At 66.5% G+C, this 22,813-nt stretch carries 23 protein-coding genes; 8 read left to right on the top strand and 15 right to left on the bottom strand.

Going from position 1 to position 22,813, the window contains the following annotated elements; translation table 11 throughout:
* The first annotated feature begins 41 nt into the window (after positions 1-41).
* From AC3IR9_RS00735 to AC3IR9_RS00725, 3 genes are all read left to right on the top strand, one after another.
* Entirely contained in the window at positions 42-818 is a 777-nt protein-coding gene (locus AC3IR9_RS00735; protein ID WP_489293374.1) for a uroporphyrinogen-III synthase, read from the top strand.
* A 108-nt stretch (positions 819-926) separates the two neighbouring features.
* Positions 927-1,904 carry a uroporphyrinogen-III C-methyltransferase gene (locus AC3IR9_RS00730; RefSeq protein WP_489293373.1) on the top strand — a complete coding sequence of 326 codons (978 nt, stop codon included), beginning with the start codon at positions 927-929 and terminating at the stop codon, positions 1,902-1,904.
* Between the two features lie 3 nt (positions 1,905-1,907).
* Positions 1,908-3,233 (top strand): heme biosynthesis protein HemY, encoded by a 1,326-nt coding sequence (locus tag AC3IR9_RS00725; RefSeq protein ID WP_489293372.1) that lies wholly within the window; start codon positions 1,908-1,910, stop codon positions 3,231-3,233.
* A 441-nt stretch (positions 3,234-3,674) separates the two neighbouring features.
* On the opposite strand, the gene AC3IR9_RS00720 is transcribed toward AC3IR9_RS00725, so the two are convergent.
* The gene (locus AC3IR9_RS00720) at positions 3,675-4,970 is read right to left on the bottom strand and encodes an acetyl-CoA C-acetyltransferase (RefSeq protein WP_489293370.1); all 1,296 of its coding nucleotides are present in this window, start codon (positions 4,968-4,970) and stop codon (positions 3,675-3,677) included.
* A gap of 92 nt (positions 4,971-5,062) precedes the next feature.
* Between AC3IR9_RS00720 and AC3IR9_RS00715 the strand changes: the two genes are divergently transcribed.
* Entirely contained in the window at positions 5,063-5,950 is an 888-nt protein-coding gene (locus AC3IR9_RS00715) for a hypothetical protein (protein ID WP_489293369.1), read from the top strand.
* A 144-nt stretch (positions 5,951-6,094) separates the two neighbouring features.
* Here the strand turns inward: AC3IR9_RS00715 and AC3IR9_RS00710 are convergent, their stop codons facing one another.
* The 5 genes from AC3IR9_RS00710 to AC3IR9_RS00690 form a co-directional block, all read right to left on the bottom strand.
* Positions 6,095-6,709 carry a superoxide dismutase family protein gene (locus AC3IR9_RS00710; protein WP_489293368.1) on the bottom strand — a complete coding sequence of 205 codons (615 nt, stop codon included), beginning with the start codon at positions 6,707-6,709 and terminating at the stop codon, positions 6,095-6,097.
* A gap of 54 nt (positions 6,710-6,763) precedes the next feature.
* On the bottom strand, positions 6,764-7,330 hold the full coding sequence (locus tag AC3IR9_RS00705) for a superoxide dismutase family protein (RefSeq protein WP_489293366.1): 567 nt from the start codon (positions 7,328-7,330) through the stop codon (positions 6,764-6,766).
* A 92-nt stretch (positions 7,331-7,422) separates the two neighbouring features.
* The gene (gene ntrC, locus AC3IR9_RS00700; protein ID WP_489293365.1) at positions 7,423-8,871 is read right to left on the bottom strand and encodes a nitrogen regulation protein NR(I); all 1,449 of its coding nucleotides are present in this window, start codon (positions 8,869-8,871) and stop codon (positions 7,423-7,425) included.
* The gene (locus AC3IR9_RS00695; RefSeq protein WP_489293364.1) at positions 8,861-9,934 is read right to left on the bottom strand and encodes a two-component system sensor histidine kinase NtrB; all 1,074 of its coding nucleotides are present in this window, start codon (positions 9,932-9,934) and stop codon (positions 8,861-8,863) included. The genes ntrC and AC3IR9_RS00695 overlap by 11 nt, the downstream gene beginning before the upstream one ends.
* Positions 9,935-10,005: 71 nt before the next feature.
* On the bottom strand, positions 10,006-10,686 hold the full coding sequence (locus AC3IR9_RS00690) for a hypothetical protein (protein WP_489293362.1): 681 nt from the start codon (positions 10,684-10,686) through the stop codon (positions 10,006-10,008).
* Between the two features lie 48 nt (positions 10,687-10,734).
* Here AC3IR9_RS00690 and AC3IR9_RS00685 point away from each other — a divergent pair, with 48 nt between their 5' ends.
* Genes AC3IR9_RS00685 through AC3IR9_RS00675 form a run of 3 tightly spaced genes read left to right on the top strand, consistent with a single transcriptional unit; the run spans position 10,735 to position 13,833 of the window.
* Complete coding sequence (locus AC3IR9_RS00685) at positions 10,735-11,313, top strand: hypothetical protein (RefSeq protein ID WP_489293361.1); 579 nt, start codon at positions 10,735-10,737, stop codon at positions 11,311-11,313.
* Positions 11,310-12,758, top strand: a complete 1,449-nt coding sequence (locus AC3IR9_RS00680; protein ID WP_489293359.1) for a hypothetical protein — start codon at positions 11,310-11,312, stop codon at positions 12,756-12,758. Before AC3IR9_RS00685 ends, AC3IR9_RS00680 begins: the two co-directional genes overlap by 4 nt.
* Before the next feature lie 10 nt (positions 12,759-12,768).
* The gene (locus AC3IR9_RS00675; RefSeq protein WP_489293357.1) at positions 12,769-13,833 is read left to right on the top strand and encodes a PoNe immunity protein domain-containing protein; all 1,065 of its coding nucleotides are present in this window, start codon (positions 12,769-12,771) and stop codon (positions 13,831-13,833) included.
* A 131-nt stretch (positions 13,834-13,964) separates the two neighbouring features.
* Here AC3IR9_RS00675 and AC3IR9_RS00670 read toward each other — a convergent pair whose 3' ends face one another.
* The 9 genes from AC3IR9_RS00670 to glnA form a co-directional block, all read right to left on the bottom strand.
* Positions 13,965-14,423, bottom strand: coding sequence for a hypothetical protein (locus AC3IR9_RS00670; RefSeq protein ID WP_489293356.1), 459 nt, complete (start codon positions 14,421-14,423; stop codon positions 13,965-13,967).
* 30 nt (positions 14,424-14,453) lie between these two features.
* Positions 14,454-14,804, bottom strand: coding sequence for a VOC family protein (locus AC3IR9_RS00665; RefSeq protein ID WP_489293355.1), 351 nt, complete (start codon positions 14,802-14,804; stop codon positions 14,454-14,456).
* A gap of 136 nt (positions 14,805-14,940) precedes the next feature.
* The gene (locus tag AC3IR9_RS00660) at positions 14,941-15,582 is read right to left on the bottom strand and encodes an NAD(P)/FAD-dependent oxidoreductase (RefSeq protein ID WP_489293353.1); all 642 of its coding nucleotides are present in this window, start codon (positions 15,580-15,582) and stop codon (positions 14,941-14,943) included.
* Entirely contained in the window at positions 15,513-15,791 is a 279-nt protein-coding gene (locus AC3IR9_RS00655; RefSeq protein ID WP_489293351.1) for an FAD-binding protein, read from the bottom strand. The genes AC3IR9_RS00660 and AC3IR9_RS00655 overlap by 70 nt, the downstream gene beginning before the upstream one ends.
* Before the next feature lie 137 nt (positions 15,792-15,928).
* Complete coding sequence (mltA, locus tag AC3IR9_RS00650) at positions 15,929-17,083, bottom strand: murein transglycosylase A (protein WP_489293350.1); 1,155 nt, start codon at positions 17,081-17,083, stop codon at positions 15,929-15,931.
* A gap of 131 nt (positions 17,084-17,214) precedes the next feature.
* On the bottom strand, positions 17,215-17,955 hold the full coding sequence (locus tag AC3IR9_RS00645; RefSeq protein ID WP_489293349.1) for an N-acetylmuramoyl-L-alanine amidase: 741 nt from the start codon (positions 17,953-17,955) through the stop codon (positions 17,215-17,217).
* Between the two features lie 190 nt (positions 17,956-18,145).
* Positions 18,146-19,582, bottom strand: coding sequence for an ammonium transporter (locus tag AC3IR9_RS00640; RefSeq protein WP_489293348.1), 1,437 nt, complete (start codon positions 19,580-19,582; stop codon positions 18,146-18,148).
* Positions 19,583-19,600: 18 nt separating this feature from the next.
* On the bottom strand, positions 19,601-19,939 hold the full coding sequence (locus tag AC3IR9_RS00635; protein ID WP_489295947.1) for a P-II family nitrogen regulator: 339 nt from the start codon (positions 19,937-19,939) through the stop codon (positions 19,601-19,603).
* A 385-nt stretch (positions 19,940-20,324) separates the two neighbouring features.
* A complete protein-coding gene (gene glnA / locus AC3IR9_RS00630) occupies positions 20,325-21,734 on the bottom strand; it encodes a type I glutamate--ammonia ligase (RefSeq protein WP_489293347.1) in 1,410 nt (469 codons plus the stop codon).
* 222 nt (positions 21,735-21,956) lie between these two features.
* On the opposite strand from glnA, the gene AC3IR9_RS00625 reads away from it, so the two are divergent.
* Positions 21,957-22,751 (top strand): undecaprenyl-diphosphate phosphatase, encoded by a 795-nt coding sequence (locus AC3IR9_RS00625; RefSeq protein WP_489293346.1) that lies wholly within the window; start codon positions 21,957-21,959, stop codon positions 22,749-22,751.
* Positions 22,752-22,813 lie beyond the last annotated feature (62 nt).

The raw sequence follows: 22,813 nt of genomic DNA, 5'->3' as shown, positions 1-22,813 counted from the left end.
ATACGACAACGTTACGGCGAAGGGCTCGCATAATGCCCGCAATGAACAGCGATGCACATGTGCCGGAATGGACCCTGATTTCCCTGCGCCCGCGCGGCCAGCATGGGCCGCTGCGGCGTGCGGCGCAGGCCGCCGGGGCCGGCGTCCTGGCGCTGTCGCCGTGGGCGCTGCAGGTGCGCGACGATGCCGCCACCCGCGCACAGCTGGCGCGGGCGCTGGCCGCGCAACGGGTGGTGTTCAGCAGCCCGGCCGCGGTGCAGGCCGCCGCCCGCCTGCAACCGTTGAATGCGCCGCACCCGGGCACCTGGCTGGCCGTGGGCGCCGGCACCGCAGCGGCGCTGCAGGCACAGGGCGCCGGGCCCGTGCTGGCACCGGTCCGGATGGACAGCGAGGGCCTGCTGGCGCTTCCTGAACTGGCCGCGCTGGCGGGACTGGACGCCGGCCTGGTCACCGCACCGGGCGGCCGCGGCATCATCGCTGCCACCCTGGTGCAGCGCGGTGCGCGGTTGCAGCGGGCCGATGTCTACACGCGCATCCCGCTGGCGCTGCCCGCGCGTACGCTGCAGCGGTTGCGCCGCAGCCCGCAGCCGTGGGCGCTGGCCGTGAGCAGCGGCGACGCGCTGGCGCTGCTGTTGGCGCAGCTGCCGGCGGACCTGCAGCTGCGGGTGCGCCAGGCCTGCGTGGTGGCCGCCAGTGCGCGCCTGGCCGCGCAGGCCACGGCGGCTGGATTTACCCGGGTAAGCGTTGCCGAGGGCCCCCTACCACGGCAGCTGGTGCAGGCTGCACACACGGCGATCATCACTTCCGCGCATTCCTGAACAGGCGACGCCGTTGGCCTTGCAGGCCGCGCAGGCCGCGGGTGATGCTGTGCACCACGTCGCTCGCCAGCTTGTGGACACCCCGGCGCGACCGACAAGGATGCCCGTATGAATGACGACGTTTCGCCCCCACCCGCTTCCCGCCCCCTGCGCTGGATCGTGCCGCTCGCGGTCGTGCTGGTGATCGGCGCGGGCGTCGCCTGGGGCTGGACCCGCTGGCAGGCCGAACAGGCCCTCGCGCTGCAGCGCGAGGCCGATGCGGGCCTGCAGGTGCAGGCACTGCTGGCCAGCGTGGAGGCACTTCGTCGCGACCAGCGCTCGACCTCGCAACGGGTCCAGGATGCGGCCGCCACCAACCGCGTGCTGCGCGATGAAGTACTGGGCCTGAGCCAGCGCAGCGCGTTGCTGGAAGACAACCTGGCCAAACTGGCCGACAGCACCCGCCACGGCGCGCAGGCCCTGCAGCTGGAAGAAGCCGAGCTGCTGCTCAGCCAGGCCGGCCAGCGGCTGGCGTTCGCCCAGGACGTGGAGGGCGCCAAGCGCCTGTACGCGCTGGCCGCAGCGGCGCTGGACGGTGTGCAGGGCAATGAATACCTCAACCTGCGCCAGGCATTGATGCAGGAGCGCAACGCGGTGGACGCGCTCGGTGCCGGGGTCGGCGCGGGCGTCAACCAGCGCCTGGCCGCATTCACCAAGGCACTGGAAGGGGTCCCCGAGCAGGTGGATGCCGATCCGCAGTCATCGGCGGGCATGCCGTGGTGGCAGCAGGTGCTGGCGCCGTTCGTGACCATCACCCCCACCCGCACCCAAGGCCCGCTGACCGAGGCCGAGCGCGTGGCCGCCTGGGATTCGCTGCAGCTTGAACTGACCTTGGCGCGGGCGGCGGTTGAACGCGCCGACCAAGCCGGTTTCGAGCAGTCGCTGGACCGCGTGGCCCTGTGGTTGCCGCGCCTGTGGCCGGATTCACCCGCCCTGCGCGAGCGCCGTGTTGAACTGCAGCAACTGCGCACAAGCGTGCTGCGCCCGACGCTGCCCGAACTGGGCAGCACCTTGCAGCAACTGCGCTCGATGCGCGATGGGAGATAGTCGATGAAGCCGTTCCAATCCCTTGTGGTGCTGTTGTTGGCCGTGGCGCTGGGCGTGATCGCCTCGCAGTTCCTCGGTGCCGACCAGCTGCGCCAATTTGGTGAAGTGATCTACCGCTACGGCGGCAATGACTACCGTTCCACGGTGCCGCAGGTAGCGCTGATGGTGCTGGTGGGCCTGCTGGTGCTGTGGCTGCTGTGGAGCCTGCTGGCCTCGCCGTTCCGGGCGTGGGGCCGCTACCGCCGCAAGCAGGGCCGTGCGCGCCTGATCGAAGGCGTGCAGGCGCATGAACAGGGCCATTGGCAGCGCGCGGAGAAACTGCTGGTCAATGCCGCCGAAGACAACGAAGTGAGCGCGGTGGCCATGGTGACGGCGGTGCGCAGTGCGCAGGCCCGCGATGACCAGGCTGCGGTCAACCAGTACCTGCAGCGCCTGGCCACCGACGACGCCACCCTGCATGCCCTGCTGCAGGCCGAACGCCTGCTGGCGCAGGAGCGCCCGGTGGATGCGATCAACCTGCTCGACACGGCGGCGATCCAGCCGTTGCCGCCGCGTGGCCTGTGGTTGCGCACTGAAGCGCTGGCCCGTGCCGAACGCGCGCACGAGGCTTACGGCCAGTTGGGTGCGCTGCGCAAGCAGAAGGTATTGCCGGAGGAGGCCGTCGCCGAACTGGAAACCCGGCTGGCCGCCCAGTCGCTGCTGGAAGCCGGTGATGTGAATGCACTGGCCGCACAGTGGGAAATCACGCCCAAGGCCCTGCGCAGCGACCCGGACGTGGTCTCGGCGTACGCCCTGCGGGCGGTGGCGCTGGACTGGGATGAACCAGCCCTGCTCAACCTGGAGCAGGCACTGGACACGCGCTGGGACGAATCGCTGGTGACGCTGTACGGGCAGATGCCGGTGGACAAGCTGGCCACGCGCCAGGCCAACCTGCAGCGGTGGCTGGCCAACCAACCGTCCAGCCCGGCACTGCTGCTGGCGCTGGGCCGCATCGCCACCCGCCAGCGCCAGCACAGCCAGGCCGAGGACTACCTGCACCGCGCGATTGCCGCCGGTGCCGGTCCGGCCGCGTGGGAAGCGTTGGGCCAGTTGTTCATCGACCGCGGTGAACCGGCCTTGGCCGCGCAATGCCTGGCCAATGCGCTGCGCCAGCAGCGTGGCGATGACAGCGTGGCGCTGGCCCGCGCCGAAGTAGCCGCCACGCCGCTGGCCGCCGTGGTACCCGAGCGCGCCACCGTGGAAGAGCAGTCGCTGATGAGCAAACCGGTACCGTCGCAGGACATCATGCGCGAGGAACGCGACGAATTCGGTAATCCGCGCCTGCCCTGAGGCGAGGCAGACGCGCGCGGCACGAACGTCTGACACCGAGTGCGCCGCGTACATGGAAAAGGCCGCCCAAGGGCTTAGTGCTGTTCACTTGAGCAAAGGCTCCGCCTGATGGAAGGAAATGCAGAAGGCGGCTTCTGTCATCGGCTTCCAGGCTGGACCGGGGTGGGTGGGTTTGCGGGACCCTCCACCGCATGGATGCGGTGGCGGAGCTTACAAGTATGTACTTGCAGCGTGTCCCGCAAACCCACCCGCACCGGCCCAAACCAGTATAGGTAAGCACTCGCCGCCCTTGCTTTGGGGGCTTTGACTTGAGCAATCCCCGCTGTAGGGAGAAAAATCAAAAAACGCCGCGATCCCTGATGAGATCGCGGCGTTCTTCTTATTAGGTGAACACCATGACGCCAAAGGGCGACCTCTTGATGTCACCTACGCCAAACCTGATCAGCGTTCGACGATCGCCACCACGCCCATGCCGCCGGCGGTGCAGATCGACACCAGCGCGCGGCCACCGCCACGTTCGGCCAGCTGCTTGGCAGCCGTGGCGATCACGCGTGCGCCCGTCGCCGCAAACGGGTGACCGGTGGCCAACGACGAGCCCACCAGGTTGATTTTCGCCGGATCGATCCTGCCCAGCGGCGCGTCCAGGCCCAGCCGGTTGCGGCAGTAGTCTTCGCTTTCCCACGCCCGCAGCGTGCACAGCACCTGCGCGGCGAAGGCTTCATGGATTTCGTACAGGTCGAAATCCTGCAGGGTCAGGCCGTTGCGCTTGAGCATCTCCGGCACGGCGATGGTCGGGGCCATCAACAGACCTTCGCCATGCACGAAATCGACCGCCGCCACCTGCGAATCGCGCAGGTAGGCGAGCGGCTCGTGGCCGTGCGCGCGCGCCCATTCCTCGCTGGCCAGCAGCACCGCCGAGGCACCGTCGGTGAGCGGGGTGGAGTTGGCCGCAGTCAGCGTGCCGCGCCCGGACACCTTGTCGAAGGCCGGCTTCAGCGTGGCCAGCTTTTCCAGCGAGGTGTCGGCGCGCAGGATGTTGTCGCGCTCCACGCCGCGGAACGGCGCGATCAGATCGCTGAAGAAGCCGCGCTCATAGGCCGCGGCCAGCTTCTTGTGCGAGGACACCGCCCACTCATCCTGCGAATCGCGCGAGATGTTCCATTCCTTGGCCATGTCTTCGCAATGGTCGCCCATGCTCTTGCCGGTGCGCGGCTCGGCCACCCCGGGGAACTCGGGCTTGAGCTCGCTCAGCTTGAAGCCCCGGGTCAGTGCCTTGAGCTTGTCGCCGGTGGTCTTGGCCCGGTTGGCCGCCAGCAGGCGGGCGCGCAGCTTCTTGCCGTACACGATCGGCACGTCGGAGGTGGTGTCCGAACCGCCGCCGATGCCCGATTCGATCTGGCCCAGCGCGATCTTGTTGGCCACCGCGATGATGGTGTCCAGCGAGGTGCCGCAGGCGCGCTGCATGGTGATGCCCGGGGTCAGCGGGGACAGCCCGGAAGACAGCGTGGCTTCGCGGCCCAGGTTCCAGTCGCTGGAGTGCTTGATCACCGCGCCCATCGCCACTTCGCCGAGCTGCTGCCCATGCAGGCCGAAGCGCTCGACCAGTGCGCCCAATGTGCGTACCGACATGCCGAGGTTGCCGACATCCGAATAGGCCGTGTTCTGGCGGCAGAACGGGATGCGGACGCCACCGAGGATGGCGACGGGACGGGCGTTGGGCATGGAGATACCTGGCATGGGAGGGGTGTCTGCAACATGGCCTGCACGAATGAGCAGGCATAATGGGGGCAAGTGTAGCTGCCGCCCTGTGATGGGCCAACCGTGAAACCATGAGCAAACCCGACCCCGGCATGAATGCCCTTGGCGTACTGGCATTGGAACTGGCTGGTGGCGACCCGCCACGCCATGCCGCGCTGTCTTCCGAACAGGCCGGAGAACTGGCCGAACGCGTCGGCCGTGACCTGGCCAAACTGGTGCCTGGCGTCAGCGGGCTGGATTTCGTCTTCGCCGGCGCGCATTTCGACCCGGCCGAAGTGCTGCGCCCGGGCTGGCCGATCCACCGCCGCCTGGAAGAACTGCAGATGCGTGCGCCCGGCCGTAGTGAAGGCGCGCGCCTGTTGGCGTTCGGCGCCGGTGCCGATGGCGATGTGCCGCTGCCCTTCCAGGCCGATGCCGCCCTCACCGGCGGTGGCTTGCGGGTGGTGCCGTTCCTGCTGACCGGTACCGAAGTGGCACGCACCCAGGCCGTGGCCGAGGCGCTGGAGGAGGTGCTGCTGGCGCAGGGCATGGCCCAGGCCGATACCGCGTTGCTGGCCCAGAACGCGTTCGGGGCGCAGATCGAACACGCACGCTTCTTCACGGTGAACGACCTCGCCGCGATGATGTCCATGCAGTACGACAACCAGGGCCTGGCCGCGCTGTGGCCGCTGATTGAAACCGCCTTGATGGCGCCGCAGGACGAGCAATGGCTGGACGCCGCGCCGGAGCCGCTGCTTCGATACGCCGATGGCGAAGTGCGTATGGCACTGTTCGACCCGGCCGGCTGGTGCGCGTTCTACAACCATGGCAGCGGCGACTGCGACCGCCTGCAGGGCATTTACGAGCAGTACCTGATGCGCCAGCGGCAGATGGCCGCCGTGCTGGAATCGCACGGGCTGCCGGTGCTGTTCGTGCATTGCGAAGCCGGCCAGGATGCACGCGAGCTGCTCACCCGGTAACCACGGCCTTGCGGTAGCTCACCACCGTTGGTGGTGACGCAGATACCCTGGTAGGTCACCACCGTTGGTGGTGACGCTCGTGTTGGGTCAGAACCAAAAAAACGCCGGCAGATGCCGGCGTTTTTCGTCCCGCACTACCCCGTGTTACGGCGCAGCGTTGATCACCGCGCAGGCCAGGCGCGCGCCCGCGTTGCCCGTCGGCTGGGTCTTGTAGTCGTCCGCGTCGGCGTGGACGATCAGGCCGCGACCGATGATGTCGAAGTCATCGCCCTTGCCGATGTTGACGTTGGTGGACACGTCCGCGTCGACCACGGCGTTGCCCTGTGCGTCGGCCTTGATGTTGGGAATGTCGCCGCCGTGGTGCGGGGTGGCGGCCACGCTGCCGTGGTCTTCCTTGGACGGATTGAAGTGGCCGCCGGCGCTGGCGCCGTCCGGCGCGCTGCAGTCGCCCTTTTCGTGGATGTGGAAGCCGTGTTCGGTATTTGGCTTCAGGCCACTGACCTCACCCTTCACGTGGACCTTGCCGTCCACCACGTTGAAGGTGACGTTGCCTTTGACAGTGCTGTCCTTGGTCGGCGCCAGTTCGGCGGAGGCACCATGGTTGGCATGCGCTTCGCTGGTCATGGCCGGCGGTGCGTCGGTGGCCGGTGCGGTGTCGGCGGCCGGGGTGGCGGCCGGCGTGGTGTCGGCCGGCTTGTTGCAGGCGCTCAGGCCAAGCGTGGCGATGGCCGCGAACAACGTGGTGTGGATCAGGCGCATGTGTATCTCCTTGCAGGTACGGCAGGTGGGAAAGCGGCGTGTTCCGGCGGCGCGTCAGCGCGTGACCCGGATGACGCCACAGGCGATTCTGGCGCCGGCATTGCCGGCGGGCTGGCTGCGGTAATCATCGGCGTTGGCATGCACGACCAGTGCACGTCCCGCGATATCGGTGGCTGCGCCGCCGCCAAGGGTAACCGCTGGCAGGCGTACATCCACGTTGACCCGGCCCTGCGCGTCAGCGCGCAGGTTGTCCATGTCGCCGGCATGATGCACACCGGCGCTGTTGCGACCATGCGCCTGCGCGGTGGGATTGAAGTGGCCGCCGGCGCTGCTGGCATCCACCGCGCTGCAATCGCCCCGCTCATGCACGTGGAACGCAGCGGTCTGCAACGGCTGCAGGCCACCGATGACCCCGGTGATGTGCACGCCCTTGGCATCGGGCACCAGCGCCAGGCGGCCACTGACCAGGCTGGCCGAGGCCGGTGACAGATTGGCTTCGGCCATCTTGGCGGTGCTGACCATCGGCACCGGCGGTGCGGTCGGGCGCGGCGGCGGGGTAGTGCCGCAGGCGGCCAGGCCAAGCGTGAGCGCCGTCGCGAGGACAATGTGGGAACTGCGCATGGAAAACTCCTTGGTTGCAAACTAACGGCGGGGTCGTCCACAGGCCATGAAAACGGCGCGGACGCCACGCATACACGGTGTGGACATGCGGTTCACCCGCCGCGGCGGCGTCCGGCGCCGAGCTTGCGGGTCAAGGTGTTGCGGCCCATGCCCAGCCGCGCGGCGGCTTCGGCACGACGGCCATGGGTGATCTGCAGGGCCGCTTCCAGCAGGGCCTGGTCGACCCGATCACGCACCTGCGCATGCAGGCCCTCGGCGCCTTCGGCCAGGCGCTGCCGTGCCCAGGCCGACAACAGCTGTTCCCACTGGCCCGGGTCGCCCGCGGCGCGGGCCCGTGGGCCGCCACCGCGATGCAGCGCACTGTCCACGTCGGCCACGCCGATGGTGTCCGACGCGGCCAGCGCGGCGATGCGCCAGCACACGTTTTCCAGCTCGCGTACGTTGCCGGGCCAGTCGTGCTCGCGCAGGGCCTGCACGGCGGCGGCCGTGAGCCGCTTGGGCGGCGTATCGAGTTTGCGCGCGGCCGCGGCGAGGAAGGTCTCGGCCAGCTGCACGACATCGTCGCGGCGCTCGCGCAGCGGCGGCAGGCGCAACCGCACCACGTCCAGCCGGTGCAGCAGGTCGGCACGGAAGCGGCCTTGGGCGACCAGCGATTCGAGGTCCTGGTGGGTGGCGGCGATCACCCGTACATCGACACGGATCAGCTCACGCCCGCCCACCCGGAAGAACTCGCCCTCGGCCAGCACCCGCAGCAGGCGCGTCTGCAGCGGCAGCGGCATGTCGCCGATTTCATCGAGGAACAAGGTGCCACCATTGGCCTGCTCGAAGCGGCCGACATGGCGGCGCTGCGCGCCGGTGAACGCGCCGGCCTCGTGGCCGAACAATTCGCTTTCCAACAGCTCGGCCGGAATCGCGGCGGTATTGAGCGCCACGAACGGCCCACGCACGCGCGGCGACTCGTGGTGCAATGCATGCGCGACCAGCTCCTTGCCGGTGCCGGTCTCGCCGTTGATCAGCACCGACAGCGGCGCCTGCGCCAGCCGCCCGATCGCGCGGAACAGCGCGCGCATCGCCGGGGTATCGCCCACCAGCTGCGGACGCTGGCCCGCGTTGGGTTCCACCGCAGCCGGCAGGGGCGCGTTGGCCAGTGCATCGGGCTCGGGCAGCACGCGCTGGGCCAGGCCCACGGCATCGTCAAGATCGAACGGCTTGGACAGGAACTCCTGCGCGCCGCCCCGGAATGCGCCGGCGGTGCTGGCCACGTCGGTATAGGCCGACATCACGATCACCGGCAACTGCGGGTGCGCGGCCTTGAGCTTGTCCAGCAGCACCAGGCCATCGTCGCCGGGCATGCGTACATCGGTGAACAACAGATCCGGCGGCGGCTGGGTAGCCAGCATCGCCAGCGCCGCGGCAGCACTGTCGAGGCCTTCGACGCGGTAACCGGCATCGCGCAATGCCGTGCACAGCACGAAGCGCACCGCGCGGTCGTCATCGACCACCCAGACGCGCTGGGCGTGGTGGTGGGTGTCATCCCCCATGGGCGACCTCCTCGGCGGGCGTGCCATGGCCAATCGGCAGCAGCACGGTGAATACGGTATGCCCCGGCCGCGAACGGTAGGTGAGCGTGCCACGGTGCTCGCGCGCGACCTGCTGGGCCAGTGCCAGGCCCAGGCCGGTGCCTTCGGCGCGGCCGCTGACCAGCGGCAGGAACAGGTGTTCGGCCAGCTCCTCGGGCACGCCGCGGCCGTCGTCGGCGATCTCCAGGCGCAGCGCCAGCGGCTGCAGGCGATCGCTGATGCGCACGCCGTGTTCCACCCGGGTTCGCAAGGTGACGCTACCGGCACCGGCCTGGATCGCGTTGCGCACCAGGTTCCACACCGCCTGGGTGAGGCGGTCGGCGTCGCCGTCGAATTCAGGAATGCTGGGGTCGTAATCGCGCTGCAGCCGCACCGCCCAGCCGCCTTCGCTCTCGGCCAGGCGCAGCACGCGTTCCAGCGACGCATGGATGTTCAGCGGTGCATGCGGCGCAGCCGGGGCCGGCGACAGCAGTTGTTCAAGCAGCCCGTTGAGGCGCTCGATCTCCGAGCCGATCAGCTCGATCAGCTCACGCTCGTCGGGATCACGCTCGTCCACGGCGCGCTGCGCATTGCGCCGCGCCAGCAACTGGGCCGCGCCCTTCAGCCCGGCCAGTGGATTGCGCAGCTCGTGGGCCAGGCCCTTGAGCGCGGCACTGAGCGCACTGGGCAGGGCCTGGGTCGCATCGAGCCCGGGGAATTCGTCGACCGGATGCGCTTCCAGCAACCAACCGCCCTCATCCCAACGGCTCAGCCAGCCCTCGGCGAAGTGCGGGGCGTCACCGGGCAGGGCCAGGGCCAGCCGATGCAGGCGCAGGGTGTCGCGCTCGCCACGGGCCAGGAAATGCGCCAGCGCCTCGCCCTGCACTTCCAGCGAGGCCAGCGGCTGCCCGACCACGCGGCGGATGCTGACGCCCAGCCAGCGGGCAAAGGCAGGGTTGCAGCCGACCACGCGGCCCGCGCCATCGGCCCAGGCGACGGGGGTGCCGAGGGCATCGAGGGCGGGAGGCGGGAGTACGGCGGTCATTGCACCAATGTAGTGCAAAAGTGCAGGGGGTTGAATCACAAACAGCGGGCAACCGGGGAAGGCACCGTGTCTCACGCGCCTCCATACATCCCGGTCAGCCGACCGGGCGGGTGGGACCCGCGCCAGAACGTCCCCGCACCGGTCGACTTGTCGAGCATGAAAACGTCAAAGGTCGCCGTTACCCGCTCATCAACTGCGCTCTGGGCGGTGTAGAACGCGTCCAGCAGATCAAGGTGGTGGCGGTGGAACGCATCAACCGTCTGGAAGAAGAAGGACGGGCGGAGCAGCGTATTGAAAGTTTGGCATACCGATTCGTCCGGCGATCGCTCTTCCCGCATTGAGAAGCGTGTGCTGATCGGCTCAATCCTCTCGTAGTCGATCTTGCTCTCCCCGATGGAAAGCCCGTGCACAGCGAAGCCATCAGCCCCCGGCAACGAAAAGTAGATGTTCGCCATGGAGTGGCTGCGCGGAATCCCATGACGGGTACGAATATGTTTCGCCTCGCTGGCGACCTGCAGCAGGTCAACCGCCCCGCCCTGCTGTTCATGGTGCAGGAACAGACGACAGAACCACATCGCCAGAAGTACGTCGCCTGATGCCGTGACGGCACCATACTTCCACGGGTAAACCTTTCGATAATTGCCGATTACGACATCAGAATCGGATTCAAATGACACCCGCGACACTACCGCGCAATGATCCCCGGCCAGGATCAGATGATCCTGCACGTCGGCGGCGATAATCAGCGTCATTGCTGGCGAGCTCCCTGAAAGTGCATTCAAGATAAAGGAACTATCTATATGCCGGGCAATTTCATCGTCAAGGCCTCCCAGCACCCGTTTATTGCGGGAGACAGCCTACCGGCCGCGTTGACGGCCCTGCCGCAGGGCCAGGTGCGCGGCGTCCTCGATATAAAGTACGCCTACGCCGATCTGAAGCCTGTCGTGAATGCCCCGTACCGGGTGATGTTCGAGAACGGCACCCAGCTGGAGGGAACGCTGGACGACAAAGGCGAGGCACGCATCGAGAATCCCCCCGGGCCGGGGAAGGTATTCTTCGGCTATGACCAGCGCGACGCGTTTGCCTATCCCGAACGCCCCAGAAATCCCATCTTCGGCTTCAGGCCGACCAGCCCTGAAGATGCCCGGGAGGCACTGGAGCGTTACGCGAAGGCGGAAGCCGACTACATGGAAGACAACTACTTTCCGGACGAAGTGGCGGCCATCTACAGCGGCGACGAAGACTACGACGACCTGTCCAGTGACTACGAGTACGTCGGAGAGTTCGCACCGGACCGCCACGATCACGACGAGAGCCCAGGCACGCATGACGAGGTAGTGCTCACCGGTGACGAAGGCAGGCCAGGAGCACCGGCATGAGCACCAACGTAGCGCTTCAGAAGGCCGAAGATGATGCCTTGGCCGAGATCCTGTCCTGGGTACAGGAAGTAGTCGAAGGACGCGGTGACTCTGCCGCGCAGATGATCGTCACCGTGGTGCTGGGTTGCATTCCCTATGTGGGCCAGGCGGTGGACGTCTACAACATTCTTCGCTGCATCTACGGGTTGACCAAGGCACCTTCCAGCACAGAGAGCTGGATTGCGCTGGTGCTTGCGCTGATTGCCATCGTGCCGCTGTGTGGCGATGCGCTGAAGAACGTATTCATGATGATGCGCAACGGCAAGAAGATGGGGCGCATCCTCGATAGCCTGCCCAACAAGGTACGGGGCAACATCGAAAAGTGGTTCCGTGAACTGAACTGGGTGCAGTACGCCCGCGAGTTGTCCCGTTCGGTGGACGATATTTTCGCCGGCATGATCGACGTGCTGGAGTATCGCGTGACCAAGTGGGTGCTCGGCCGCGAAGGCGTGCAGAAGCTCATTCAACAGCTGCGCAACTTGAAGCAGATGGCTGCCCGCAAGATCAATGAGGCCATGGATTCGCTGCGGCAGCTGCACCAGCGCGCCCTCCAGGACCCGCTGCCCTCAACGTCCGGCCATACGCCCGCACTTCCCCAGCCCAAGGCAGGTGCGCGCCCGACGCCTGGGACCCAGGCACCCACGTCGGTACCGAAGAACACCAGTGGTACACCCACGCCCGCGTCTGGACAGGCGAGTGGCACCAAACGTCAAAGCCAGCGATCGACACAGAGCAAACACAAGATTGGTGTCTCAGGGGAGCACATCGCCGATTACTACTACGTTCGGCGTCAGCACAGCCGGAAGAAGGTGAGTCATCACGGCCATCTGTACGAGATGAGCCAGCCCAACGGGCAGGCTGCGCTTGGGCATCAGGGCATCGATCATGTGTGGCATAGCGGCAAGTTGCCCTTCAGCTACCGAATCAGCGATACCAAAGGTTCTGGAAAGCCATTTCACCGCACCCTTGAGACTGCGCAAACCGTGTGGCAGGGCCTGGAATATGGGATCGATGCATATCTTGGCGAAGAGGACGAAAAGAAGGCGCGAGGAGCAGTCAACTCCCGAACCACAAGGAACGGGAAACAGTTGAGTCATCGTTGGATTGCGGCCAAGATCTACAAGGCGCAGCTGATGAAAGCCGACGAAAAGTACCTGATTGACAGAATCGAAGCTTGGGAGCGCTCTGACTTCCAGCTAGGTGTGGAGTCATCCAGGAGAGACGGACAGCGTCAGCGCGTGTTGGTCAAATGCCCTTACGACCGCAGCCTCATTACCGTGGTCGGCCCAAACCACACCAAACACGAGAATGCACTCGGCAGCACCTCCGCCAACTGCAAGAAGGCTGTCAGCAGCCACCAGATTGGCACAGAGTTCGTGCTACCCAACAGTATTCTCAGAGAGTGATCCTCAATTCATGAACTCGACCTCCCCTGACTGGCAGCGCTGGTTCTCTTGGAAGATTGATGACGCAAAGTTCGCGCTAAAACGCGAACCGTATCTTAATTACGAAACATACGCGGAACGTTTTGAAGTGAAGATCGATGGCATCGAGATGGTCACCACTGACCTGCCGAGGTTCATCGCCAAAGCCAGGCCCGGCGGATTGATGACGTCAACGCGCCGGCGCTTGTGGGATACGCTTGACTGGATGAGCTTTCAATACTCTGCAGGCGCATCCGTGTCGCAATTGGCCGAGGTCTGGCCCTATGCACTCGACTGGGCCGAGGAGTATGGCGATTTCCATGAGAAGTATCACACCTCAGTAGAGAATACGTCGGGCGATATCACACCGCATGTGTCACTGATCTCCGAGGAGTACTGGATTGTCGCACTGCGCCTTGTATGCTTCGGCCTGCTGACCGGTCATGCGGCGCAGATGTCGCGGGTCATGGCATTCCTTGACTACGCCAATGCCGAACTGGATACCTATGACGGTCTGCTGGAGCGCCTCGTTGCCCCGTACGTGAGCGATCGCCCTGCGCCACCTGACTCCGCTACTCGTCATCTGCCGTATCGCAAGCTGTTCAAAGTGTTTTCCGCCCAAGCAGAGCAGCGCCCCGCGCTGATGGCCACCTATCTGGACGAGTGGTATCACGCCAGCCGTCGCGAGCCGTATGTGGGCCAGCACGACAGATCCGGCGTCGCGTTCTACGGTTACTGGTCCTGGGAAGCCGCCGCCACCACGGTGGCGCTGGGCATCGACGACAGCAGCTACCGGGACATGGCCTTTTACCCCAAGGATCTGGCCGACTTTGCCCAGGCACTTGCTGCCGATGTCACCGCACAGGCGGATGCCGCGCCCGAACGCGTACCCGCCGACGAACCAGTCCCCAGGAGTGGCTGGTGGTACACCCCGGCGAAGATCGATTCACGCCGCTACTTCAAACAGGGTGAGGTGTTCCCGACGATCATGAACTCGGACTACGGCGACACGTTCTGGATCTGGGATCGGGATCAGACGCTGCGGACGTTGATCTAAAATCCGGATCTTCTCGCCAATCAGCACGTTTGCGTTCGTTGATGGTGTCGCCTGATTCAGTAAGGACGGCCGTGTAGAGGTTCGGCATCAGCGGGTTAAGGCGCCAGCGGGCTCGACAGATCGTAGATCTGTCAGGCAGCACACGAATACTTCTCGAGTGCGTCAACAAGCTCGACTTCAATCTCCGCAGCCGTGCCGATGATGCCGTTGGCTAACTGGACCAGCTCGTCATCGAGATCGTCGAAAGCGTAGTAGACCTCCTCGGGAAGCCGCGCGGTGCTTGCTACCTGCATGGCGGCCCGGGAAGTTTCGAGTGCTGAACGCCGGCCGGACCGGAACTGCACCAGCAGTTCGCGTAGAAGCCAGCGTCCAGCGGTTTGCCAATCCGCGTCATAGGTGGCGGCCTGCAGCGCCTCCATGGCTGCATCGCGGTCACGCGCCGTGGCAATCTCGATGATCTCGATGGCCGGGGCATCCCGCGCGTCGATCCTGGCGAATGCCCATTCCCTACCGGCATCCACGTGCAGTATGCCCAGCGCCAGCCCGGACCAGAAGAATGCGCAGGCAGTGGCGTCATCTGCGATGTCCACCTACGTCGGATACGTCGCGTCCATGACCGCCTACGCGTGCTGCAGGATATTGACCAGCCGCCCGAACGGGTCGCGCACGTAGAACCGTCGCACGCCCCAGGGTTCATCGGCCGGCCCGTACTCGAGTGCCAAGCCCGCGCCACGCACCCTGCGCAGCGCCTCCTCCAGGTCGTCCACCTCCACGGACAGGTCGGGCACGTCGGTCCCCGAACCACCCTCCTGCGCGACGCTGACCTGCACGGTCATGGCATTCGGGCTGGCGTAGGTACGGATCCAGCCATGATCCATCGCCAGCTCAAGTCCCAGGATGTCCCGATAGAACCGATCGGCGAGCGCGGGGTCTTCGGTGCGGAGATTGGCGATGATGCGTTTGACCTGCATGAAGATTCCTTTCCATCTGCGAGAGCGGGACATGCGCGGGCAGCGTGTACGAATGTAGTGCAGAACGGGGACACGGCGCAGGAAAGGCAATGCCCCGGCCGTGCGATGCCGGGGTCGCACGCGCGCCAACGGCCCCTCAGTCCAACAACCCCACCAGCGAATGATGCACGGCCACACCGGCCAGTGCGCCCTCACCCACCGACAGCGCGATGTTGCCGGCCATGCGGGCCGCGTCGCCGCAGGCGAACACGCCTTCCACGGTGGTCTGTTTGGCCGAATCGGCGGTGATGCAGCCCGCGTCCTGCAGTTCGCAGCCCAACTGCTCGGCGAGGTCGCAGGACAGGCGCGAGACGGGGACAACGAACAGCGCGTCGGTGACGATGCGGCGGCCGTCGGCCAGCACCACGGTCGCCCGGTCCTCCACCCGCTGCACCGGGGCGGTTTCGATCACCACGCCGCATGCATCCAGGCGGGCCTTCTGCTCGGGTTCGATGCGCGCCGCGTTGCTGCAGAACAGGGTCACATTGCCCCAGTCGCACAACAGCAGCGCCTGCGCGGCGCCGCCATCGTCGGAGCATCCCACCCCGCCGATGCTGCCTTCCTGCAGCTCATAGCCGTGGCAGTACGGGCAGTGCAGCACGCTGCGACCCCAGCGCTCGGCCAGGCCGTCGATGGCCGGCAATGTGTCGGTGACGCCATGGGCCAGGATCAGCCGGCGTGCGCGGACATGCGTGCCGTCCTCGCAGCGGACGTCGAAACGCTTGCCGCCCTCCAGCACCGCGGCCTGCACGGCGCGGCGATGTCGGCCGGGGCCATGCCCTCGCGGCCCAGGAAGCCGTGCGCGACCTCTGCATTGCGGTTGCGTGGCAGGCCGCCGTCGATCACCAGCACGCTGCGGCGCGCGCGCACCAGCTGCAGGGCGGCGGACATGCCGGCGTAGCTGCCACCTACGATGATGACGTTGACGTGCTCGGGGAGTGCGTGCATGGAGCGGGGTCGCCTTGCCAGTGGAAGGGGACGCATCGGGGGAGAATGCGAAGCGCGAGCATAGGCCCGGGGCGTGAAATGCGGATCATGCCGGTGTGGTGGCCCCGTCACTGGCAGCGGCTACCGCCGCGCGGGCCTCAGCGCGCTGCCGTCGGCAAGGCCGCGCCCTTGGGCCACAGCAGCCAGAGATTGCCCTTCTGCTTCATGTCTCCGGCGAGTTTGCCCGCCGCATCCCCGGTGCCCCAGAACAGGTCCGCCCGCACCTCACCGGCAATCGCCCCACCGGTGTCCTGCGCGGCCACCGGGCGCACCACCGGGCTGCCGTCAGGGCGCGTTGTGGACAGCCACAACAGGCTGCCCAGCGGCACCACGGTGCGGTCCACCGCGACGCTGTAGCCAGCGGTCAGCGGCACGTTCAACGAACCGCGCGGGCCTTCGTCGCCCACCGGGCCCTTGCTGAAGAACACGTAGCTGGGATTGCTGGCCAACAGCTCGGGCACGCGCGCCGGATGTGCGATGGCCCAGGCGCGGATTGCGTCCATGGTGACGTCTTCCTTTTTCAGCTCGCCCTGCTCCACCAGCCAGCGGCCGATGGGGCGGTAGGGGTGGCCGTTCTGGTCGGCGTAGGCGATGCGCAACTGGCGGCCGTCGGCCAGCTGGATCCGCCCGGAGCCCTGGATCTGCAGGAACTGCAGGTCCATCGGCTGGGTCAGCCAGGCCAGGATGGGGGCCTTGACGCCTTGGGCGGCGATCCGTGCGGCATCGTCATAGGGCTTGAGCACGCGTCCGTCCACGCGTCCACGCAGGCGCTTGCCCTTGAGTTCGGGATAGAGGCTGTCGAGCTGGACGCTGACCATATCGCTGGGCACCCCGTAGACCGGCACCGAAGCCTTGGCGGTGCGGGTGAGGCTGCCGGGGTAGATCGGCTCGTAGTAGCCGGTGATCAGGCCGTCGGCGCGGTTGCCGGCCGCGCGCAGGGCGTAGACATCCAGGCTGGACTGCAGGAACTGGCGGATGGCGGCCGGATTGCTGGCGACGGTAGCGGCAGCGGTGCAGGTGGGCGCCCAGCTGGCATCGGTCTTCAGGCGCGGGCAACTGCTTCGCCACGCCGCGAAGCCAGCCTGCAGGTCGGTGTCGGCGACCGCCGGCAGCGCGGACCAGTCGGCCTTGAGGTAGGTGTTGGTGGGTGCGGTGGGGCGCTGGGGAGCAACGGCGCAGCTGGTCAGCAGGGCCAGGCCGATGAGGATTGCCGCAGGATGTCGGCGTGCGGCGGTGATGCGTTTGATCGTCATGGGCGATGGTCCTGAGGTGGTAGAGCCGACCGTTGGTCGGCTGGCGCGGCGACCGCGCGGTGATGTGATGGGGGAGCAGCCGACCAACGGTCGGCTCTACCGGTTCGCAACCATGCGGTGCCGCGTGGCGGTCACGGCGTCTGCCGCAGCAGGGAGTGCAGGATGCGGGCGTCCTCGGCATCCAGCTGCGGCGGCAGGTCGTCGCGGCCGCGAAAGCGGCGGTGGAAGGCGTTCACGGCGGCGGCGCGGTCGTCGAGCGGGTAGCCGAAGGCCTGCAGCGCCAGCAGCGCGTCGAAGCCGGCCGGTGCGGGCCCATCGCTGTCACGCGGCCATACACCGAAGCCGGCCTGGGCCAACTGCTGCCACGGGAAGAAGCGGCTGGGGTCCTGCTTGCGTGCCGGCGCCAGGTCGGCGTGGGCGATGATCTGCGTGCGCGGGATGCGCAGCCGCGTGCACAGGTCATCGAGCAGGCCGATCAAGGCCTGGATCTGCGCCGGGGCGAACGGGGTGTCGCCATCGTTGTCGATCTCGATGCCGATCGAGGCCGAGTTGAGGTCGGTGATGCGACCCCAGCGGCCGGGGCCGGCATGCCAGGCGCGGCGGTCATCGCCGACCAGCTGGTAGAGGTGGCCATCGGCGCCTACCAGATAGTGCGAACTGACCTTGCCACCGCTGTTGGCGCTGCGCAGGGTGTCCAGGCTTTCCTGCACGGAGTGCTGGTCGGTGTGGTGCAGCACGATGATGACCGGGCTGCGGGCGTTGTAGTTGGGCGACGGTACCCAACTGGCGAGTGGGCTGCGAATGCCGGTGCTGGCGCAGGCAGCGAGCAGCAGACAGGCGAACAGCGGCAGTACGGTGCGGATGGGGCGCATATACGCATTGTGCGGGATTCTGCGCGTGGGTGTTGGTGGTGCCTTTGACCAAGAAAAAGCCGGCGACCCGAAGGTCGCCGGCGAAGGTACTGCGTCTCTCTCTCGTTTCTTGTTTGTTGCGTTGCCGAGCAGAGCCCGGCACTACGTTGGCTGGTTGCCGGGCAGCGCCCGACATTACGTTGCGGGGCGGTCAGACCTCGTAGGCGGACTCGCCGTGCGAGGTGACGTCCAGGCCGGTGCGCTCGGCCTCTTCGGTGACGCGCAGGCCGAACACCAGGCGCACCACCAGCAGGATCGCCACGGTGACCACCGCGCACCAGACGATGGTGAAGCCGACGCTGACCAGCTGTACCCAGACCTGGTGGCCGATATCCAGGTCGGCCTTGGTGCCGCCCAGCGACTGCGCGCTGAACACACCGGTGAGGAGGGCGCCGACGATGCCGCCGATGCCGTGCACGCCGAAAACGTCGGCGGTGTCATCCACGCGCAGCAGGCGCTTGAGCCCGGTGACGCCCCACACGCAGACCACGCCGGCGACCAGGCCGATCACGATCGCACCCAGCGGGCCGACGGTGCCGCAGGCCGGGGTAATGCCGACCAGGCCGGCGACCGCGCCGGAGGCAGCGCCCAGCGCGGACGGCTTGCCCTTGCTGACCGCTTCTACCAGGGTCCAGCCCAGCACCGCCGCGGCAGTGGCGAGGATGGTGTTGATGAAGGCCAGCGAGGCCACGGTGTCGGCGGCGGCGGCCGAGCCGGCGTTGAAGCCGAACCAGCCCACCCACAGCAGCATCGCGCCGATGTAGGTGAACGGCACGTTGTGCGGCTTCAGCGCGGTCTGGCCGTAGCCGATGCGCTTGCCGACGAAGTACGCACCCACCAGGCCGGCGACACCGGCGTTGATGTGGACCACGGTGCCACCGGCGAAGTCGATCGCGCCCATTTCACCGAGATAGCCACCGCCCCACACGATGTGGGCCATCGGGATGTAGCTGAAGGTGAACCACAGCGCCGAGAACAGCAGCACCGCCTTGAACTTGATGCGCTCGGCGAAGGCGCCGACGATCAGCGCGGTGGTGATGCCGGCGAAGGTGGACTGGAAGGCGACGAACAGGTAATCCGGCAACCCGGCGATGGGCGTGTTGCCGACCGAATCGGGCGCGAAGCCCTTGAGGAAGGCGAACTGGGTGAACGAGCCGAAGAAGGCGTTGCCTTCACTGAACACCGCGCTGTAGCCGTAGGCCACCCACAGCATCAGGATCAGCGAGAACACCACCAGTATCTGGCTGAGAATCGACAATACGTTCTTGGACCGCACCAGGCCGCCGTAGAACAGGGCCAGGCCCGGCACCACCATCAGCAGCACCAGCAGGGTGGAGGTAAGCATCCAGGCGACGTTGCCGTGGTCGAAGGCCGGTGCGGCCGCAGCGACGGCCTCTGCCACCGGTGCCGCAGCGGCCTCCGCGGTGGGCAGCGGTTCGACGGTCACTTCGGCCGACGCGGCCGGCGTCACCTGCGCCTGGGCATGGGCGGTGGAGGAAAGCGCACCAACGGCCAGCGCGCTGAGCAGCATCATCAGGCACACGGCATGGAACCGGGCTTGCCACCCGGTGAACAAGGAAGTCTTCATTGTGGGCTCCGAGTGGGGTTAGAGCGCGTCAGCGCCGATTTCGCCGGTGCGGATGCGGATGACCTGTTCAACCGCAGTCACGAAGATCTTGCCGTCACCGATCTTGCCGGTGCCGGCCGCGGTCTGGATCGCCTCGACAACCGCGTCCAGGCGGTCATCGGTGACCACGGTTTCGATCTTGATCTTGGGCAGGAAATCCACGACGTACTCCGCGCCGCGATACAACTCGGTGTGGCCCTTTTGGCGGCCGAAGCCTTTCACTTCGGTCACGGTGATGCCCGACACGCCCGCATCGGAGAGGGCCTCGCGGACCTCGTCGAGCTTGAACGGCCGGATGATGGCGGAGATCAGTTTCATGCGCATGTCCCGATGGTGGATGGAACCGGCCTTGGCGTGCAGGCCGGTGTCAGGTCAGCAGGCGGCCACTTGCACATGGCCGCCTACCGGTGCGCCGAACGTTGCCTGGGCCTGTCCACTGTCGCTGCCCGGGAAGGCGGCGGCAGGGATGACGCGGGAGGGAGGAAGGGCCCATGGCACGCGTCCGGTCTCTCTTGCCCCTGGTGGTGCAGCGGACCAACGGTCCGCTCTACGATTGATGCAGCGGACCAACGGTCCGCTCTACGATTAATGCAGCGGACCAACGGTCCGCTCTACCGCGTGTTGCGTTGCCGGCTCCCCAGCCGACAACGCGGCGGCGATGACGAAGGTGGGAGGGAGGTCCTTCGTCATCGCCACCGGGTGCTCAGTTGGCGTAGTACATCTGGTACTCGAGCGGATGTGTGGCGGCGCGGAAGCGGGTCACTTCCTGCATCTTCAACGCGATGTAGCCATCGATGAAGTCATCGCTCATCACGCCACCGGCCTTGAGGAACTCGCGGTCCTTGTCCAGTGCTTCCAGCGCCTGGTCCAGCGAGGAGCAGACCTGCGGGATCAGCTTTTCTTCTTCCGGCGGCAGGTCGTACAGGTCCTTGTCGCTCGGTGCGCCCGGGTCGATCTGGTTCTTGATGCCGTCCAGGCCGGCCATCATCAGCACGGTGAAGGTCAGGTAGCCGGACTGGATCGGATCGGGGAAGCGCATTTCGATGCGGCGCGCCTTCGGGTTGGACACCCACGGAATGCGGCACGAGGCCGAGCGGTTGCGTGCCGAATAGGCCAGCATCACCGGCGCTTCAAAGCCCGGGACCAGGCGCTTGTAGCTGTTGGTGCCGGAGTTGGCGAAGGCGTTGATCGCCTTGGCGTGCTTGAAGATGCCGCCGATGTACCACAGCGCCATCTGGCTCAGGCCGCCGTAGCCGTCGCCGGAGAACAGGTTGGTGCCGCCCTTGGACAGCGACTGGTGCACGTGCATGCCGCTGCCGTTGTCGCCGACGATCGGCTTGGGCATGAAGGTGGCGGTCTTGCCGTTGCGGTGGGCCACGTTCTTGATGACGTGCTTCATGCGCAGCAGTTCGTCGGCCTTCTGCACCAGGGTGCTGAACTTGGTGCCGATCTCGCACTGGCCGGCGGTGGCCACTTCGTGGTGCTGCACTTCCACTTCGATGCCGACCTGTTCCAGGGTCTTGCACATTTCAGCGCGCAGGTCGTGCAGCGAGTCGGTCGGCGGCACCGGGAAATAACCGCCCTTCACTGCAGGACGGTAGCCGCTGTTGGCGCCGTCGTACTTGTCGCCGGTGCTCCAGGCCGCTTCTTCGGAATCGATCTTGAAGAAGGTGTGGCCCATGTCGTTGGAGAAACGCACCGAGTCGAAGATGAAGAACTCCGGCTCCGGGCCGAAGAAGGCCTGCTCGGCGATGCCGGAGGACTTCAGGTAGGCCTCGGCGCGCTTGGCGATGCCGCGTGGGCAGCGGCCGTAGGGCTGCATGGTGGCCGGGTCGAGGATGTCGCAGCTGATCACCAGGGTCGGGTCGGCGTAGAACGGATCCACATACGCGCTGGCCGGGTCCGGCAGCAGCACCATGTCCGATTCGGCGATGCCCTTCCAGCCGGCGATCGAGCTGCCATCGAACATCTTGCCTTCTTCGAACAGCGCCGGCTCCACGATGCTCACCGGGAAGGTGACGTGCTGTTCAATACCGCGCATGTCGACGAAACGCAGGTCGATGAACTCGATCTGGTTGTCCTTGATCAGCTTCTCAACGTTTTCCACGGACATCGGTGAAACCCTCGGATGGATGATTGCGTACAGGGATAGAGCAATCGCCGTGCCAACTTCCTGGGGTTCACAAGTTGTTGATTTCACTGGGCCTGCACCCGTTACAGCGAGGTACCCACCGCACCATAACGGTGCAACCACCGCACCATGCACACATTTGGTGCGGCGTTTGATGTTTTATGCTCTACCCCTGTTGTCACGATCCCGAGCCCAAACTTCCCGATGTCCGACCTGCTCTCCGCCCTCCTGTTGGGCATTCTCGAAGGCCTTACCGAATTCCTCCCGATCTCCAGCACCGGCCATCTGCTGATCGCCCAGCACTGGCTGGGCGCGCGTTCGGACTTCTTCAACATCATCATCCAGGCCGGCGCGATCCTCGCCATCACCCTGGTGTTCCGCCAGCGCCTGTGGACGCTGGCCACCGGCCTGCACGAGCGCGCCAACCGCGACTACGTCATGAAGCTGGGCACGGCCTTCCTGGTCACCGCGATCGTCGGCCTGCCGGTGCGCCTGGCCGGCTGGGAACTGCCGGAGACGGTCACCCCGGTGGCCTGGGCGCTGATCATCGGCGGCATCTGGATGATCCTGGTGGAAACCTACAGCGCGCGCCTGCCCGACCGCGACGAAGTGACCTGGAAGGTCGCGATCCTGGTTGGCCTGGCCCAGGTGGTGGCCGGGGTGTTCCCGGGGACCTCGCGCTCGGCCGCGGCGATCTTCATCGCGATGCTGTTCGGCCTGAGCCGGCGTGCGGCGGCCACCGAGTTCGTGTTCCTGGTCGGCATCCCGACCATGTTCGCGGCCAGCGCCTATGCGTTCCTGGAACTGGCCAAGGACGGCAATCTGGCCAGCGAGAACTGGACCGATGTCGGCGTGGCCTTCGTTGCCGCAACCCTCACCGGCTTCGTCGTAGTGAAGTGGCTGCTGGGCTACATCAAGTCGCACAAGTTCACCGCGTTTGCGTTCTACCGCATCGCGCTCGGCGCGGCCCTGCTGCTGTGGTTGCCTGCTGGCAACTGAACACGGCCCCGGCCGCGTGACCCTGTTTTCCCTGTTGCAGCGTTTTTCCCCGGGTTCCCAAG

It is taken from the genome of Stenotrophomonas sp. GL_101 (genome assembly GCF_057835675.1).
Note: the sequence above shows the minus strand (reverse complement) of the source record. Positions and strands in the feature narration are given on the sequence as shown.

Excerpts from the sequence above, each read along its gene's own strand:
- AC3IR9_RS00735 (WP_489293374.1), top strand. The coding sequence starts at position 42 with ATGAACAGCGATGCACATGTGCCGGAATGGACCCTGATTTCCCTGCGC.
- AC3IR9_RS00730 (WP_489293373.1), top strand. The coding sequence starts at position 927 with ATGAATGACGACGTTTCGCCCCCACCCGCTTCCCGCCCCCTGCGCTGG.
- AC3IR9_RS00725 (WP_489293372.1), top strand. The coding sequence starts at position 1,908 with ATGAAGCCGTTCCAATCCCTTGTGGTGCTGTTGTTGGCCGTGGCGCTG.
- AC3IR9_RS00720 (WP_489293370.1), bottom strand. The coding sequence starts at position 4,970 with ATGCCAGGTATCTCCATGCCCAACGCCCGTCCCGTCGCCATCCTCGGT.
- AC3IR9_RS00715 (WP_489293369.1), top strand. The coding sequence starts at position 5,063 with ATGAGCAAACCCGACCCCGGCATGAATGCCCTTGGCGTACTGGCATTG.
- AC3IR9_RS00710 (WP_489293368.1), bottom strand. The coding sequence starts at position 6,709 with ATGCGCCTGATCCACACCACGTTGTTCGCGGCCATCGCCACGCTTGGC.
- AC3IR9_RS00705 (WP_489293366.1), bottom strand. The coding sequence starts at position 7,330 with ATGCGCAGTTCCCACATTGTCCTCGCGACGGCGCTCACGCTTGGCCTG.
- ntrC (WP_489293365.1), bottom strand. The coding sequence starts at position 8,871 with ATGGGGGATGACACCCACCACCACGCCCAGCGCGTCTGGGTGGTCGAT.
- AC3IR9_RS00695 (WP_489293364.1), bottom strand. The coding sequence starts at position 9,934 with ATGACCGCCGTACTCCCGCCTCCCGCCCTCGATGCCCTCGGCACCCCC.
- AC3IR9_RS00690 (WP_489293362.1), bottom strand. The coding sequence starts at position 10,686 with ATGACGCTGATTATCGCCGCCGACGTGCAGGATCATCTGATCCTGGCC.
- AC3IR9_RS00685 (WP_489293361.1), top strand. The coding sequence starts at position 10,735 with ATGCCGGGCAATTTCATCGTCAAGGCCTCCCAGCACCCGTTTATTGCG.
- AC3IR9_RS00680 (WP_489293359.1), top strand. The coding sequence starts at position 11,310 with ATGAGCACCAACGTAGCGCTTCAGAAGGCCGAAGATGATGCCTTGGCC.
- AC3IR9_RS00675 (WP_489293357.1), top strand. The coding sequence starts at position 12,769 with ATGAACTCGACCTCCCCTGACTGGCAGCGCTGGTTCTCTTGGAAGATT.
- AC3IR9_RS00665 (WP_489293355.1), bottom strand. The coding sequence starts at position 14,804 with ATGCAGGTCAAACGCATCATCGCCAATCTCCGCACCGAAGACCCCGCG.
- AC3IR9_RS00655 (WP_489293351.1), bottom strand. The coding sequence starts at position 15,791 with ATGCACGCACTCCCCGAGCACGTCAACGTCATCATCGTAGGTGGCAGC.
- mltA (WP_489293350.1), bottom strand. The coding sequence starts at position 17,083 with ATGACGATCAAACGCATCACCGCCGCACGCCGACATCCTGCGGCAATC.
- AC3IR9_RS00645 (WP_489293349.1), bottom strand. The coding sequence starts at position 17,955 with ATGCGCCCCATCCGCACCGTACTGCCGCTGTTCGCCTGTCTGCTGCTC.
- AC3IR9_RS00640 (WP_489293348.1), bottom strand. The coding sequence starts at position 19,582 with ATGAAGACTTCCTTGTTCACCGGGTGGCAAGCCCGGTTCCATGCCGTG.
- AC3IR9_RS00635 (WP_489295947.1), bottom strand. The coding sequence starts at position 19,939 with ATGAAACTGATCTCCGCCATCATCCGGCCGTTCAAGCTCGACGAGGTC.
- glnA (WP_489293347.1), bottom strand. The coding sequence starts at position 21,734 with ATGTCCGTGGAAAACGTTGAGAAGCTGATCAAGGACAACCAGATCGAG.
- AC3IR9_RS00625 (WP_489293346.1), top strand. The coding sequence starts at position 21,957 with ATGTCCGACCTGCTCTCCGCCCTCCTGTTGGGCATTCTCGAAGGCCTT.